Source organism: Luteibacter sp. OK325 (genome assembly GCF_003050935.1).
Classification (GTDB): domain Bacteria; phylum Pseudomonadota; class Gammaproteobacteria; order Xanthomonadales; family Rhodanobacteraceae; genus Luteibacter.
The window spans coordinates 835,126-849,834 of sequence record NZ_QAOX01000001.1; the positions used below are offsets into that span (position 1 = coordinate 835,126).

8 protein-coding genes are annotated in these 14,709 nt (G+C 65.0%); 3 read left to right on the forward strand and 5 right to left on the reverse strand.

The features are described 5' to 3' along the window. The first annotated feature begins 33 nt into the window (after window positions 1-33). Complete coding sequence (locus tag C8J98_RS03645) at window positions 34-2,331, forward strand: TonB-dependent receptor (protein ID WP_158272587.1); 2,298 nt, start codon at window positions 34-36, stop codon at window positions 2,329-2,331. On the opposite strand, the gene lanKC is transcribed toward C8J98_RS03645, so the two are convergent. From lanKC to C8J98_RS03670, 5 genes are all read right to left on the reverse strand, one after another. Continuing rightward, the gene (lanKC, locus tag C8J98_RS03650; RefSeq protein ID WP_158272588.1) at window positions 2,301-4,991 is read right to left on the reverse strand and encodes a class III lanthionine synthetase LanKC; all 2,691 of its coding nucleotides are present in this window, start codon (window positions 4,989-4,991) and stop codon (window positions 2,301-2,303) included. The two genes, C8J98_RS03645 and lanKC, sit on opposite strands and share 31 nt — an antisense overlap. Before the next feature lie 351 nt (window positions 4,992-5,342). Further along, entirely contained in the window at window positions 5,343-6,761 is a 1,419-nt protein-coding gene (locus C8J98_RS03655) for an ATP-binding protein (RefSeq protein WP_158272589.1), read from the reverse strand. A gap of 10 nt (window positions 6,762-6,771) precedes the next feature. Next, window positions 6,772-8,148 carry a sigma-54 dependent transcriptional regulator gene (locus tag C8J98_RS03660; protein ID WP_107910938.1) on the reverse strand — a complete coding sequence of 459 codons (1,377 nt, stop codon included), beginning with the start codon at window positions 8,146-8,148 and terminating at the stop codon, window positions 6,772-6,774. Then, window positions 8,145-10,547 carry an ABC transporter permease gene (locus C8J98_RS03665; RefSeq protein WP_107910940.1) on the reverse strand — a complete coding sequence of 801 codons (2,403 nt, stop codon included), beginning with the start codon at window positions 10,545-10,547 and terminating at the stop codon, window positions 8,145-8,147. The genes C8J98_RS03660 and C8J98_RS03665 overlap by 4 nt, the downstream gene beginning before the upstream one ends. Beyond that, complete coding sequence (locus C8J98_RS03670; RefSeq protein WP_107911173.1) at window positions 10,544-11,275, reverse strand: ABC transporter ATP-binding protein; 732 nt, start codon at window positions 11,273-11,275, stop codon at window positions 10,544-10,546. Before C8J98_RS03670 ends, C8J98_RS03665 begins: the two co-directional genes overlap by 4 nt. Before the next feature lie 419 nt (window positions 11,276-11,694). Between C8J98_RS03670 and bglX the strand changes: the two genes are divergently transcribed. Beyond that, window positions 11,695-13,872 carry a beta-glucosidase BglX gene (bglX, locus tag C8J98_RS03675; RefSeq protein WP_107911175.1) on the forward strand — a complete coding sequence of 726 codons (2,178 nt, stop codon included), beginning with the start codon at window positions 11,695-11,697 and terminating at the stop codon, window positions 13,870-13,872. A 3-nt stretch (window positions 13,873-13,875) separates the two neighbouring features. Then, entirely contained in the window at window positions 13,876-14,652 is a 777-nt protein-coding gene (locus tag C8J98_RS03680) for a 3-hydroxybutyrate dehydrogenase (protein WP_107910942.1), read from the forward strand. Window positions 14,653-14,709: the final 57 nt, after the last annotated feature.

Consider the following 14,709-nt stretch of genomic DNA (forward strand, 5'->3'; position numbering starts at 1 on the left):
CGCCGTACGCCACCGACCCACGGACCTATCGCCATGACCCTGTTCCCCACGGATGGACGCGCCCTTGCGCGCGCCGTCGCCTGCGCCATCGGCGCTACCTTCCTGCCTGTCCACGCCGCGGACGGCCCCGATGATCCGCAACGCGCGACCACGCTGCGCGAGGTGCGGGTATCGGCTGCGAGCCACGGGACGCCCGTGGACCCCGATCTGCCCTCCGCCGTCGAGACGATCACCGCCGCACAGCTCGACCATCTCAACGTGATCAATGCCGAGGATGCGTTGAAGTACCTGCCCTCCTTCGGCATCCGCAAGCGTTTCACCGGCGACGAGAACGCGACCTTCTCCGTGCGCGGCACCAGTAACCAGCAGAGCGCGCGCGGGCTGGTCTACCTCGACGGCCTGCTGCTCTCCAACCTGCTCGGCAACAACTGGGCGAACCCGCCGCGCTGGTCGATGGCCTTCCCGCAGAACCTGTCGCGCGTCGACGTGATCTACGGCGCTTACTCGGCGCTCTACCCCGGCAACGCCATCGGCGCGACCGTGCTGATGACCACGCGCATGCCGGAGAAGCTCGAGGTCACCGGTGACGTGCAGGCGTTCACCCAACACGTACACACCTACGGTGTGGATCGCGACTACGGCGGCAGCCGGCAGACCGCGACCCTCGGTGACCGCGACGGTCGCTTCGCCTTCCTGATCGGGGTGTCCCATCTTCAGGCCAACGGTCAGCCGCTGGTCTACGCCACGCAGAATCGCTCTACCTTGCCGGGCACACGAAATCCGGTCACCGGCGCCATCGGCGACTCGGGTGCCAGTGGCCTGCCGCGAGAAGTACTCGGCATCAACAGCGAGGGCCAGGAGGCGAGCAGCCAGGACGAAGCGCACGCGCGCCTGACCTATGACATCACGCCCGAGCTCACTGCGGCGATCACTGCCGGCTACTGGAAGCAGGATCTATCGCACCGTACGGAATCCTTCCTGCGCGATGCGAACGGCCAGCCCGTGTTGTCGGGGCCGGTGACGATCGGCGGGCAGCAGTACACCGTGCCGGCCAACTTCTTTGCCCCGAGCACACGGCAAAGCCGAAACTATCTGTACGGCGTGTCACTGGGAACCCATCGTGATAGCGGATGGAACATCGAAGGCGACGCGTCTTACTTCGACATGGACCGAAACCGCGACCGTGTGGCCAATGCCGTGACCGACGATGGCACGGGATTACTCACCGCTGGCGACGGTAGCCGCTGGCGCACCTTCGACCTGCGCGCCAGCCACACTCCCGATAACATCGAACCCAACACGCACTCGGTAAGCTTCGGCTATCACTTCGACGGGTATGCGCTGGATAACGCCACTTACAATCTTGCCAACTGGCGTAACGGCGACGCGGGCGCGCTGACCAGCGCGAACGGCGGTAGCACGCAAACGCAGGCGGTCTATCTGCAGGACGCGTGGCAGCTGATCGAACGCTGGCGACTGACCGTGGGCGCGCGCTATGAGCAATGGCGTGCATTCGACGGGTCGCGTTCCACGTCGACGGCCACGGTCGCTTACCCCGAGCGAAAGGAATCGCATACCTCGCCCAAGGCCTCGCTGGCCTATGACGCCAGTGATACCGTGACTGTTCGCCTGTCCGCTGCGCGGGCCTACCGCTTTCCGACGGTGAACGAGCTGTTCCAGGGTACGTTCAACGGCATCGCACTGATCAACAACGATCCCAACCTGAAGCCTGAGAACGACCTTTCGCGTGAGTTGTCCACGGAGTGGTACCGACCCAACGGCGTGGCGCGATTCACGGTCTACCGCAGCGATACACGCAATACGCTGTTCAGCCAGACCGACACCACGGTGTTTCCAAATGTCACCAGCGTGCAGAACGTCGGCCTCGTGCGCACGCGCGGCGCCGAAGCCAGCTACGACGGCAGTGGCGTCTGGTGGTCGACATTCGACCTGAGCGCCAACGCGGCCTATACGCAGGCGACAACGGTGAGCAATGCGCGAAATCCGGCATCCGAAGGCAAGCAGTTCTATCGGATTCCGCGCTGGCGCGCGAACCTGGTCGGCACGTACCACGCCAGCGAGCATGTCGCCATGACCCTCGCCGGGCGCTATTCCGGTCGTCAGTACAACACCCTCGATCACAGCGACGTTCATCCGGATACGTTCGGTGGCGCGAGCGCGTTCCTCACCTTCGATGCCAAACTCACGTGGAAGGTGAGCGAGCACGTGGAGCTAGGCGCCGGCGTCGACAACCTCACGAATCGTCGCTACTACGTGTATTACCCCTACCCTTCGCGAAGCTACCTGGTGGAGGCGAAGTTCCGGCTCTGACGTACCGGTGCCGGCAGGTGTTCGTCCAGCATGAAGGCGGCCGGAGCCCCGTGCTGCAATCGGTCGAAGAACGAGGCGACGCCCGCCCCTCCCGTGGCCAGATCGCAACTGATGCGCAGCAGTTCGGTGCCCGGTACGGCGAGCCCTCCATCGCGCCGGATGAGGAAGGGCTCGATGCCGTGTGCGGCGTGATGCGCCGCATCGCGATAGAACCTGCCGCGCTCAGGGACAAACTGCGCGAGGTCGAGAAGGGTCTCGCCGATGCCGGCCAGACCATCGAACAGGCCCGGGCTGACCGCGTGCCGGCGTAGCAGGTCGCCCTCGCTGGCGAGCAGCACGTCCCGATAATGCGGGTCGCCGGTGCAGGCGAGGAACCGGGCGACAACGGCGAGGATGCCAGCCGTGCCTTGACAGAGGTACGGAACCCACGTGGAAGAGCCAATGAACATCGGCCACGTCGGGGCGCCATCGGCGTTCTTTCGCCGCTGCGCGAGGTCGAAGGCGAGGCCACCTGTGGCTCCGCGCAGGAAACGTTCGTCACCCACGGCGACGTGCAGATGAAGAAGGAAAAGAGCGATGCCTGCGGCGCCGTAGGCGAGGCCCACGGGCTGTTGTATACCGTCAGGCCATCGCAGGCTGCCATCGTCTTCCTTGATCGCGACAGACAGCAAAGCGTCCCCCGCCTGCCCCGCCGCCGTGAGAAAGTGCTCGTCGGCGGTTTCATGCCAGGCCTTGATACGAGCCAGGCCCCAGCCCGCGATGCCCTCGTGCAGGCCCGGACAAGAACGAATCGTGTTCGCGGAAAATTCGCCGCGCAGCAGATCGGTCGCGCGGGTCGTCTCGCCGGCCTCGAAGAGCACCCACGCGATTCCCGCGTCGCCCGACATGAGGCTGACCCCGCGTCGGTGGCCCGCATCGACGCCGGCGAGCAGGTAATCGTGCAGTCCTTCGGGCGGCTCCCTCTGGCTACGCAGGTACGCATGCAGGACGCCGGCCGCCCCATGAGCCACACCCCAGGGATGGCTTTCGAAGACCTCGGGGGCGGCGGGCACGAACCGGTCCGGTCGGGCACGTTCGGCCTGCGCGGTCACATAGGCGAACAGCGCATCCGCTTGAGCGGGTGGGTGGGGGACCGCGTCGTTATGATGAGGCACCGACATGGCGCCTGTCTGCACGCACGCCAGGGAGCCACGTAAGGTCACCATCACCGACGTCGGCAGGGGTCGTTTCCAGGGGTTCGGATCCAGCAGCCGAGCGATGGCCTCGACGACGGCGGGCGGATAACCCATGTCGTCACTCATCCATCGGGCGAAGCGCAACGCGACATCGCGGTCCAGAGGCAGCATCGCGTTGACCGGGATCATCGCGGCAAGCAGGTTGGCCCCGAAGGCGTAGACGTCTTCGCTTTCCGCCTCTGCGTGGTCCCGGGGCGCCGGGCTCCCTGAAGCGAAGCCCGGCGTGCTAAGCAGCAATGGGGCGTCGAGCCGCTGCTCGACGGCAGCTTCCAGGTCGATCAGGCGCACTTCACCGTTGGCGTCCACGATGATGTTGTGAAATGAGAGGTCGCCCAGCGATATGCCGACGGCATGCACCTTCGCGATCGCATCGGCGAGGCGGCTGAATACCGCGACGACATCGGCAAGGAAGCGCGCCACGTCATCTCGCGTCGCCTGCGTCTTCAGCCAGGGATAGCGCTTGCCGAGCCAGATTCGCAGGGTGTCGCCACGCAGGTATTCCTCGACCAGGAAGCTGTGTTCCCATTCTTCGAAGTACGCGATCGGCTGGGGTGCGACGCGCAGGGCAGCGAGGCAACGCAGCAGACGGAATTCCTTGCGCAGGCTCTCCTTTGCCGTCTGCCGATCGCCAATGAACGGCCTGGCTTCCTTGATGACAACACGCTGGCCCTCGTCGAGATCGTCAGCGAGATACACGCCGCCCGCGGCGGAGAAAGCCAGTGCTTTGTAAACACGGTAGCGACCGGCTCCCAGCAGGACGGAGGACGCCGGAGCCGCGGGAGCTGCCGTTCCGAAGGGATCGCGCAACCAGTCGGGAAGGCGGAATCGCGGCGACCGGTCATCCTCTTCGACGTCGTCGTCCGGCCGTCTCAACAGCCATTCAACACGCCCGCCCGCCGAGATACGAGAGTCCGACACGATGCCGCCGTAGCGGTAGTGGAGTACGCGAGAATCCGCGTAACGACGATCGGTAAGCACATACGGGCCGACGTAGCCGGACAACGCTGCGTGGAGGTTCGCAATGACCTGACGAAAATCGTCGACATTTCGCGGATATACCGTGATGAACTTGCCCGAGCCACCTCGGGGCCACCGCTTGCCGTTGATGGCGCCGAGCATCCTGTGGTCGGCGGCGAACTTGAACGCCGTGCCGGATGTGCCGAGTGTGGCGGCGGTGATGGACAACACGATATGCGCGGTGGAGGCGATCGAGGATATGTGAATCTTCCAACCCTGCATCGGCAGCACGGTGTCCGGTGCCTGGCAGTGCACCCAGATTCCGGACCGTTCGATCGTCCAGTGTGCCGCCAGCGCTCGCCGTACCGGAACGATGAAGTCGTCCTCGAGCACGGGGCGACTGGCATAGGGTTCAAAGAACTCCCGATCGACCGCGGTGTACTGCCATAGCTGGGCCCTTCGTTCCATAACGTCCCGTCTCTCCATGTTCGGGTGCAAACCAGCACACGAGGCGACCCGGACGTCACCTCGTGTGCCGTTCTACTGCTTTCTAGCCTGCGAATCCGTCCATCTGATGTTTCAAGCAACAATGCATACTGGCGGTCGATCCGCACTGACCGGTGTTGCCGCGATCCCAGGCCGGGTCGGTCGGCAGGTTCTGCAGGTCGAGTATGTTCGGCATGGCTCCTCCTTTGATTGAGCGATGAGACGCACTGCGCATAAAGCGCGGGGTGCGATCCGAATCTAGGGTGCGTCTATGTCGCGAGACAGTGTCGCGATGGGATCGGGAGGGTACGGTCGGGTGTATGTCGCGACTTTCTACCCGGCATGACCGGTTTCGGTCGCTTTTGCTGTCCGGAATCGGACAGTGTCGTCCGCACCCGGACGCATGGGCAAGCGCACGGTGGCCACCGCACCTCTTCCATCGCAGCGCGCCGCCAGCTCTACCGTTCCGGCATGCGCTTCGACAATGAGGCGCGTCAGCGTCAAGCCAATACCCGAGCCTTCCGGTTTGGTGGTGAAGAAGGGAACGAAGATACCGTCGCTCGGCGGCAACCCGATACCGTCATCCTCGATCGTCACACGCACATGATCGCCCTCGGTGCCCCAATCGACACGGACGCCACCGTCCGTGCCCAGGGTTGCTTCGACCGCGTTTCGCAATAGATTGATGAAGGCCTGGCCGAGCTGGTCCTCGTCGCCGTCGAGCGTGATCGGCTCACCACCGTTTATATCGATCGGCTTGCGTTGCTCAAGCAGCGCGAAGCGCCGCAGGGCGACGTCCAGGCGGAACGGATGCCGTTGTAGCGGAGGCAGCCGCGCGAGCCGGCCGTAACCGGAGAGAAAGCGTGTCAGCGAGTGCGCGCGCCGGCCGATCACCTCCAGGCCGAGACGAAGTTCTTCGTCGAGCGTGGTCCGATCCTGTGCGTCGAGCAGGGCCGACAGGCTACCGGCTAGCGAGCCTATGGGGGCGAGCGAGTTGTTCAGCTCGTGGCTCAGCACACGTATCAGGCGTTGCCACGCACGGCGCTCCTCCTCGCTCAGCGCGGCGCTCAGATCGTGAAGGATCACCATCGTGTGCTCTCGCCCTTCGCTGTACCAGACTGCCCGGCGCACAGCCCATCGACCATTCGCCGAAGAGAACCGATGTGTGAGGATGGCGCCATCCGCAGCGCCCAGGGGCTCCGCCAGGCCCAGTGACGTTACGTCTCGTCCGACCACGGCGGCGCGTTCCGCGCCGATCAGGCGGCGGGCAGCCGAATTGATAAATGTCAGGTGGCCTTTCTCGTCGACCACGAAGACAGCGCTGTGCAGCGCGACCAGGGTCTTGCCCAGGAACCGGGACGTCTCCGTACGTTTGCGCCTCCCACCACGCAGATCGTCGGTCAACAGGTTCATGTCAGCGATCAGCCCCTGCAGCGGGTCGCGTCCGGGACGGACCCGTCCACGCATGCTGTAGTCGCCTTCGCGGATAGCGAACAGGAGGTCGAGAACGGTACCGAGTGTGGTCACCAGGCGGCTGCCACCTATCCATCCGACGAGAAGACTCAGGCAGAACCCGGCACCGAAGATGCTCCCTCGCGCGCCCACCGAAAGACCATCGAGGAAGACCACGAGCGTGCCACCTGCGACAAGCGGGGTCGCGAAAATCCCTGCCCACAGTGCAGCGTCGATGCGCAGCGTCACGGAACGGTCGCGCACCGTCGTCGTCTCACGGGGGTGCTGACGAAAGGTCATGCCCGCCCCCTCACTCGACGGGTTCGAAGCCGTAGCGGACGCGGTGTTTGTCGAGCCGGCGATACAACGACTGCCTTGAGATGCCGAGCGCATCGGCGGCACGCTGCAGATTGTGGTCGTTTCGATCCAGGGCGTTCCGTATGAGCATTTCTTCCGCTTCCGGTAGTGTGAGCCGGTCCAGCAGGAGCGGGGCGTCCGCGGCCCGGCACAGGTTCAGGCCGTCCACGTCGATCTCATCCCGTTCGGCCAGCAGGACCGCACGCTCCACCGCATGTTCCAACTCGCGGACGTTGCCCGGCCACTCGTAGGCACGCATCGCCCGCTCGGCGGAGGAGGCCAGGAACATGCTGCCGCGGCCGCGGCGACGGCATTCGCGCAGCATGAAGTGACGCGCAAGCGGAACGATATCCTCCGCCCGCTCGCGCAAGGCGGGCAAGCGTATCTGCATGGCATTCAGGCGATAGAGAAGATCCCGCCGGAACCGGTCGGCGCGAACCGCGGCATCCATGTCTGCATTGGTCACCGAAATAACGCGGACATTGACCCGGTGCGTGCATGTCGAGCCGGACCGCTCCAGCTCACCTTCTTCAAGCACACGCAGCAGCTTGACCTGATGGGGGATGGGAATATTGCCAATCTCCTCCAGGATCAGGCTTCCGCCTTGCGCCAGCTCGAAGCGACCCGGGCGTGGTCGTGGTTCGTTGTCGCCGAACATCTCGTCAACGAAGCGCGATTCGGGGAGGCTACCCATGTCCACCCGGATGACCGGCCCTTCGGCGCGGGATGACATGGCGTGGATCTCGCGCGCCAGCAAGGACTTTCCGGTTCCGTTCTCACCCAGGATGAGGACGTTCCCGTCACCGGCCGCAAGACGCGATGCCAGCTTCATCACCTCTCGCATCGCAGACGATTCCGAGGTGCGCAGCACGTCGTTCATGTCCCTGCCTAGTGCGTTCTCTGCGCGAAGACGCCGATTTTCTTCGCGGATATCGCGCAATCCGATCTGGCTGCGCACCGTATGCAGGATGCGCTCGTTGCTCCAGGGTTTCTCGATGAAATCCGCCGCGCCCAGTCGCATGGCACGTACGGCCAGTTCGACGTTCCCCCAGCCAGTCATCGCCACCAGCGGAAGGTCGGGTAGCTCTTCGCGCAGGCGCGCGATGAGCTCGAGCCCTTCGTGGCCGGAGGTGGTGTCCGCGGTGTAGTTGAGGTCGAGTACCGCGCAGGAGAACTCGACGCGCGATACCGCGTCGAGGGCCGCACCTGGCGACGCAACCTGCACCGACGGGATGTTCGCGGACTTGAAAAGAAGGCGCAGCGAAACGAGAACATCGGCATGGTCATCGACGATGAGCACGGGGAGGGCGAAGGCAGGACGCTGGGTCATGAATGGGTTCCCTCGTTGCGCAGGATCGAGGCGGGTCGCACGACGGCAGCACGCAACGACGGCAACGCCACCGCCGTCAGAGCCGCGACCATCACCAGCAGGGCGACCGCGGCGACCACGCCGACATCGATCGACCCGGTCTCGACCGCCGGATGCGCGAGGTTGCGTTCGAGAATAATGGCGGCAACCAGGCCGAGTGCGATACCGGGCATGGCCATGCCGAGGCCGCGTGACAGGAGACGGCCGAGCTGGTCCATGGGCGTCGCGCCGAGCGCGTCGCGCAGGGCGATGTCACGAAGGCCGCTGGTCACCTCCAGTGACTGGACCGCGTACAGGCCAATGCATGCGAGCGCGAGTGCCATGCCGGCGAACACTGCGGCGAGCGCCGCATTGCGCCGCGTCTGTGCGGTCGCCTGGCGGGCGAGCTGCCGGAACGACTGCCGGTGCCCCGTTGCAAGGCCAGGAGCGGCTCGCCGGACGAGCTTCTGTAGATCCTGCGCAGCGACGGCCTCCTGGCCAGACCCGCGAACGATGACGAACGTCGGTGCGAAGCGCCGGACGAACGCGTAGACATCGGTGTCCACCTGGGAGAAAGGCAGGAACACCGCTGGCAGCACGGCCTGTTCCGCACCTGCGAGCCGCGTGTCCGCCACCACGCCCACGATGCGCATGGGTCGGTTCTCGCCATGCGGCGAAGCAGGTGTCACCCAGCCGCCTATGCCGCGACTATCGACGCGATCGAGATAGGCCTGGTTGACCACCGCAACCGGTGGCGTCGTCGCAAGATCGCCAGCTCCGATGGGACGACCGGCAATGAGGTTGATTCCCATGGACTCCATGGCCCCTGGCGAGATCAATCCGTATTGCAGGTACGACACCTTACCGTTCGGCAGACGGAAGGGCATGAAGAAGCCGCGGCTGACAGGCAGCCAGGTGGACAGCCCCGCCGAGTCGACCCCCGGCTCACTCATCGCCTCGACGCGGATGATGTCGGTAGCGCGGCGCACGTCGTCGATCTGCGGAAACTGATTGGCATCCGGATTGATTTCGACAAAACTCGCACCAGTCTGCTCAAAGCCCAGGGATATCCGCATCACTCGCCACATATGGCTTGAGGTGGCCACTCCAAACACCAACAGCAGGGTTGCGATTGTCGTCTGCACCAGCACAAGCAGGCGACGCGCGCGCTGCGCCAGGCCGACCAGCGATGTCTTACCCGACGCAAACTGCATGCGCAGTAGCTGATCCGGTCTCGCACGCAACGACCCGAGCATGGTCGACATCGCGGCGACAGTGACGGAGGCGAGTGCGGCGGCCGCGCAGGCGCGCCAGTGCAGATCGATCGGTAGCGCCGAGAGGAGCCATGACTCCGGCACGACAGGACGAACGGCGATGACGAGGGTGCGGGCAATCGGCAGCCCGATGACTAGGGCGCCGATGCTGATCGCGACGACATCCAAGATCGGCAGAAGTCTTGGGCGCCAACCCAGCCCACCGAAGGCTATTGTCAGGCAGGTTTCCTGAGTGCGCTGCAACGCCCGGGTGAGCATGAGGTTGGATAGATTCATGCCGGCGATGGCCAGGACAAGCAATGAACAGCCAAAGAAGATGAGCACCACAGGCCTTGCGTTGCTGGTCAGCACAACGTCGAGCGGAGTCGTGCCGTACATCGGGACACAAAGGCACCCCGGACGCTGCGGCAGATTGCTGGCCAGGAGCGTTGCCCTTATCTGGCGAGTCACGCTATCGCCCGAAACCCCGGGAGCCAGTCGTGCGACAGCGATCAGGTTCGCGGCGCTGTCACGAGACATGTTTGCCGCGGAGAGCGGTATCAGGAGGTCGATGTCGGCCAGGAGCCGGTAGTCCGACGGCAGCACCCCGCGTACGATCATCGCCGTACCATTGACCCCGACAGGACGCCCCACCACGTGCGGGTCGGCGCCGAACCCATCACGCCACAACGCGTGAGACAGCATGATTCCGCGTTCGAACGCGATCGAGGGATCCTCCGGAAGCACCGACGGTACGCCCAGCGTCGGCAGGAAACCCGCGTCGACACGCTGGGCGCGTGCAAGCCTGACGCGTTCGCCGAAACGAAGGTTCACCGATTCCGGCACCTGGGCGGCACCATGTGAGGTCGCGCCTGGCGGAAGGCCGATGGCGTCGTAGAACATCGGCGATGCCGCGCGACTGGCAGGGTCGCGATCTTCCTCGCCGTACATGACGATCCTGGCGTGATGGACGAACGGTGGCGTCCTTAACAGGGATTCGACCATGGTGAGGGCGCTGGTGAAGGCGGCCAGGCCAATCCCGAGCGTCAACGAGGCAAGTGGAAGGAAGCATCTCGGACGCCAGAGGGCGCGCCATGCCCGCGGCAGCCCGTCGACCGGCGACCTCACGGAAACGACTCCGTGCTTCGACGTTCGTCCAGACCCGCCTCGGCTTCGCGCTGGCGCTGGCGGTACGTCGTTTCGTCGATGATGCAGCCGTCGAGCAGCCGGATGGTGCGGTCGGCCACACTGCTGAACCGCTCATCATGGGTGACCATGCAGATCGTCCGACCCGACGCGTGCAGGCGACTGAGAAGGGCCATCACCGTCTCGCCGTTGCGCAGGTCGAGATTGCCCGTTGGCTCGTCGGCAAGCAGGATGGACGGCTCGCCGGCGAGCGCCCGGGCGACAGCCACGCGCTGCTGCTGCCCTCCGGAAAGCTGATCGGGATAGTGGCGCGTGCGGTGTGCCATGCCGACATCGGCCAACGCGCTGGCTGCACGATCCGCACGCTCGCGGCGACTCATGCCATCGCGGAACGACAGCGGCAATTCGACATTCTCAATAACCGTCATGTCGCCGATCAGGTTGAAAGCCTGGAAGACGAAACCGATGTGCTGGTTTCGCAGGCGTGCCCGGGCGCGTCTGCCCAGGCCGGACATCGACTGTCCCAGAAAGCGAAATGTCCCGTAGGTCGGTATGTCGAGCACGCCCATCAGGGACAGCAGCGTGGTTTTCCCGCAACCGGACGGCCCGGCGATCGAGACAAACTCGCCCCGACGAATATCGAGGTGGATGTCGCTGAGGACATGGACTTCCATCGCCCCTATGTCGAACACCTTGCCGATGCCGCGCATCTCGATCACCGCGGGAACGAGAGCCGATTGCACCGTCACCACCTCACCGCTTTGACCCCCGTCGATCGATTGTGACGTGCCGCTAAAGCCAGGGTGAATCGCGGCGCGATCATTTGCCGGAAACGCTTTGCGATCGGAGCTTTCCAATCAATATTTTCCGGCAACTACGTTACGACTTACGTTAAGCGTTCGGCTGCGGAGTAGCCGGGCGGCGGCGGCCATTGACCCAACCACGGGATTTACCCGAGTGGGAGGCGGCCGCGGACGGTTGCTCCGGCCATGACGAACGCTTTGCGCCCCAACGCCGTAATCGTTTACGTGTAACGCTATTTACATGCCCACTTGGAGCGCCGATGCCGGTATCCTTGCTCGCTTACGGCGCCGAGATGCGTGCCGACAGTCTCCAGGCCAAGACCACCATGATCCGTGACCCCCGCATCGAAGACCTGATCGCCCGCATGACCGTCGAAGAGAAGGTCGGCCAGCTGGGTGTATTCGCCGATGCCGTGCGCCCGTTCGCACCCGATATCAATCCCGAGACCAACGCGCGCGGCGCCACCGAGGTGCTCGAGCAGGTGCGCGCGGGACGCGTAGGCGCGCTGTTCAACGGCGTGGGCGCCGTGGAAGGTCGCGAGGCCCAGCGTGTCGCCGTGGAAGAGAGCCGCTTGGGCATTCCGCTGCTGCTTGGCGCCGATGTGATCCACGGCATGCGCACCGTGTTTCCCATTCCACTTGGCGAGGCGTCGACCTTCGAGCCGGACCTCGCCGAGCGAACGGCACGCGCGACCGCGATCGAAGCCACCGCCGCGGGCATCCACTGGACCTACGCGCCGGCCGTCGACATCGCCCGCGACCAGCGATGGGGGCGCGTGGCCGAGGGTGCGGGTGAAGACGTGGTGCTGGGGTCGGCTTTCGCCGCGGCGCGTGTGCGCGGCTTCCAGGGCACCGACCTCACGGCCGATGACTCGCTGCTCGCGACGCCCAAACACTTCGCGGCCTACGGCGCCGTGGCCGGGGGTATGGAATACAACTCGGTGGACATCGCACCACAGACGCTGCGTGACGTTCACCTGCCGCCCTTCAAGGCGGCACTCGATGCAGGCGCGCTCACCTTCATGAGTGCCTTCAACGATATCAACGGCGTGCCGGCGTCGGCGAACCGCGAGCTCATGACCGACATCCTGCGAGGTGAATGGGGATTCGAAGGCTTCGTCGTTTCCGACTACACCGCCGACATGGAACTCATCGCCCACGGCTTTGCCGACGACGAGCGCGATGCCTCACGGCTGGCCTTCCTCGCCGGCGTGGACATGAGCATGCAGAGCGGATTCTATGCCGCCCACCTGCCCGACCTCGTCGAGAAGGGTGACGTGCCCATGGACGTGCTGGACGAAGGCGTGCGCCGCGTCCTCAACGTGAAGAACGCGATCGGACTGCTGGACAATCCGTACCGCTCGCTCGATCCCGCCGTGGAGGCGGACACCTCGAAGAACGCCGGGCACGCCGTGCTGGCTCGCGACGGTTCACGACGTTCCATCGTCATGCTGAAGAACGACGGCGTCCTGCCGCTGCGCAAGCGGGGCCAGAAGATCGCTTTGATCGGACCGTTCGGCGCGGACGTCGACAATCTCGAAGGTTGCTGGACGCTTTTCGGCGACAAGACGCGCCACGTGAATATCGAAACGGGCCTGCGTGATGCGCTGGACGGGAACGCCGCGCTCGAAGTCGTCGCCGGCAGCGGTATCGAAGAGCCGACCGATGGGGGCATCGAAGCTGCCGTTGCCGCGGCACGACGCGCCGACGTGGTGCTGCTCGCCATCGGTGAGCCGCAGGTGTATTCCGGCGAAGCGCAATCGCGCACGCAGATCATCGTGCCGCCCGCTCAGCAGGCCCTGGCCGAGGCCGTGGCGGCCACGGGCACGCCGTTCGTCGTCCTGCTGAAGAACGGCCGCGCGCTCGCCCTCACCGGTGCGGTGCGCGACGCCAACGCCATCCTCGTCACCTGGTTCCTCGGCAGCCAGACCGGCCCCGCCATCGCCGACGTCGTCTTCGGCGACTACAACCCGGCCGGACGCTTGCCCGTCAGTTTTCCGCAGGACGCTGGCCAACAGCCTTATTACTACAACCATCTGCGCACGGGCCGCCCGGAACTCGCCGATCAACCGCCCGCGTTCAAGTCGCGCTATCGCGAGATCCCCTTCGACGCGTTGTACCCCTTCGGCCACGGTCTCAGCTACACCACGTTCGCCTATACGACGCCGGAGGTGAAGGCTCAGGTGGGCTGGAACGACACCATCATGATCCGTGCCACGGTCACCAACACGGGTGGCATCGCGGGCGAAGAAGTCGTGCAGCTGTACATTCACGACCGCGTCGCCAGTCGCGTGCGACCGGTCCGCGAGCTCAAGGCCTTCCGCAAGATCCTCCTCGCGCCCGGCGCGTCCGAGGAAGTGTCCTTCGAGCTGGTCCGCGAGGACCTCGCCTTCACGCATCGCGATGGCAAGACGTTCGAAGCCGAGCCGGGTGACTTCCAGGTCTGGATCGCCGGATCGTCCGCGCAGGGTGAGGCGGCGACCTTCGTACTCGGGAAGCCGTGAGCCATGCATGACCTGACGGGCAAAGTCGCTCTCGTCACCGGTGCGGCAAGCGGCATTGGCCGGGCGATTGCCGAGGCCTATGCGCAAGCTGGCGCGCGCGTGGTCGTCGCCGACATCGCAGCCGACAAGGCAAACGATGCCGCAGCGGCGATGGGCCACGGCGCGGTTGCCCTCGCCATGGACGTGACCGACGAAGCCCAGGTGGACGAAGGCTTCGCGCACGTCGAGCGCGAACTGGGTCCGGTCGATATCCTCGTCAGTAACGCGGGCGTGCAGATCATTTCGCCGCTGGTGGATTTTCCGTTCGCGGACTGGAAGCGCATGCTCGCCATCCACATGGACGGCGCGTTCCTGACTTCCCGGGCCGCCATGCGCCAGATGGTCACGTCCAGGCGCGGTGGCTCGATCATCCTGATGGGCTCGGCGCATTCGCACGTCGCCTCGAAGTTCAAGGCGCCTTACGTGGCGGCGAAACACGGGCTGCTCGGCCTTGCGCGGGTCATCGCGAAAGAAGGCGCGAAGGACAACATCCGCTCCAACGTCATCTGTCCGGGTTTCGTGCGCACGCCGCTGGTAGAGAAGCAGATTCCCGAACAGGCGCGTGAGCTCGGCATCAGCGAGAAAGACGTAGTTCGCAACGTGATGCTGCGCGACACCGTTGATGGTGAATTCACCACGCTTGGCGATATCGCCGACACCGCACTCTTCCTCGCCGGCTTCGAATCGAATGCACTCACCGGGCAATCGCTCGTCGTGACACACGGCTGGCATATCCAGTAGCAAGCCATCCTGCCGGGCACAAGCCGGGAGATCCTTACAGCCGACCCGACGAAACGC

What these genes read in the sequence shown, in the direction of transcription:
- C8J98_RS03645 (WP_158272587.1), top strand. Translation starts at nt 34, where the DNA reads ATGACCCTGTTCCCCACGGATGGACGCGCCCTTGCGCGCGCCGTCGCC.
- lanKC (WP_158272588.1), bottom strand. Translation starts at nt 4,991, where the DNA reads ATGGAACGAAGGGCCCAGCTATGGCAGTACACCGCGGTCGATCGGGAG.
- C8J98_RS03655 (WP_158272589.1), bottom strand. Translation starts at nt 6,761, where the DNA reads ATGACCTTTCGTCAGCACCCCCGTGAGACGACGACGGTGCGCGACCGT.
- C8J98_RS03660 (WP_107910938.1), bottom strand. Translation starts at nt 8,148, where the DNA reads ATGACCCAGCGTCCTGCCTTCGCCCTCCCCGTGCTCATCGTCGATGAC.
- C8J98_RS03670 (WP_107911173.1), bottom strand. Translation starts at nt 11,275, where the DNA reads ATGCGCGGCATCGGCAAGGTGTTCGACATAGGGGCGATGGAAGTCCAT.
- bglX (WP_107911175.1), top strand. Translation starts at nt 11,695, where the DNA reads ATGATCCGTGACCCCCGCATCGAAGACCTGATCGCCCGCATGACCGTC.
- C8J98_RS03680 (WP_107910942.1), top strand. Translation starts at nt 13,876, where the DNA reads ATGCATGACCTGACGGGCAAAGTCGCTCTCGTCACCGGTGCGGCAAGC.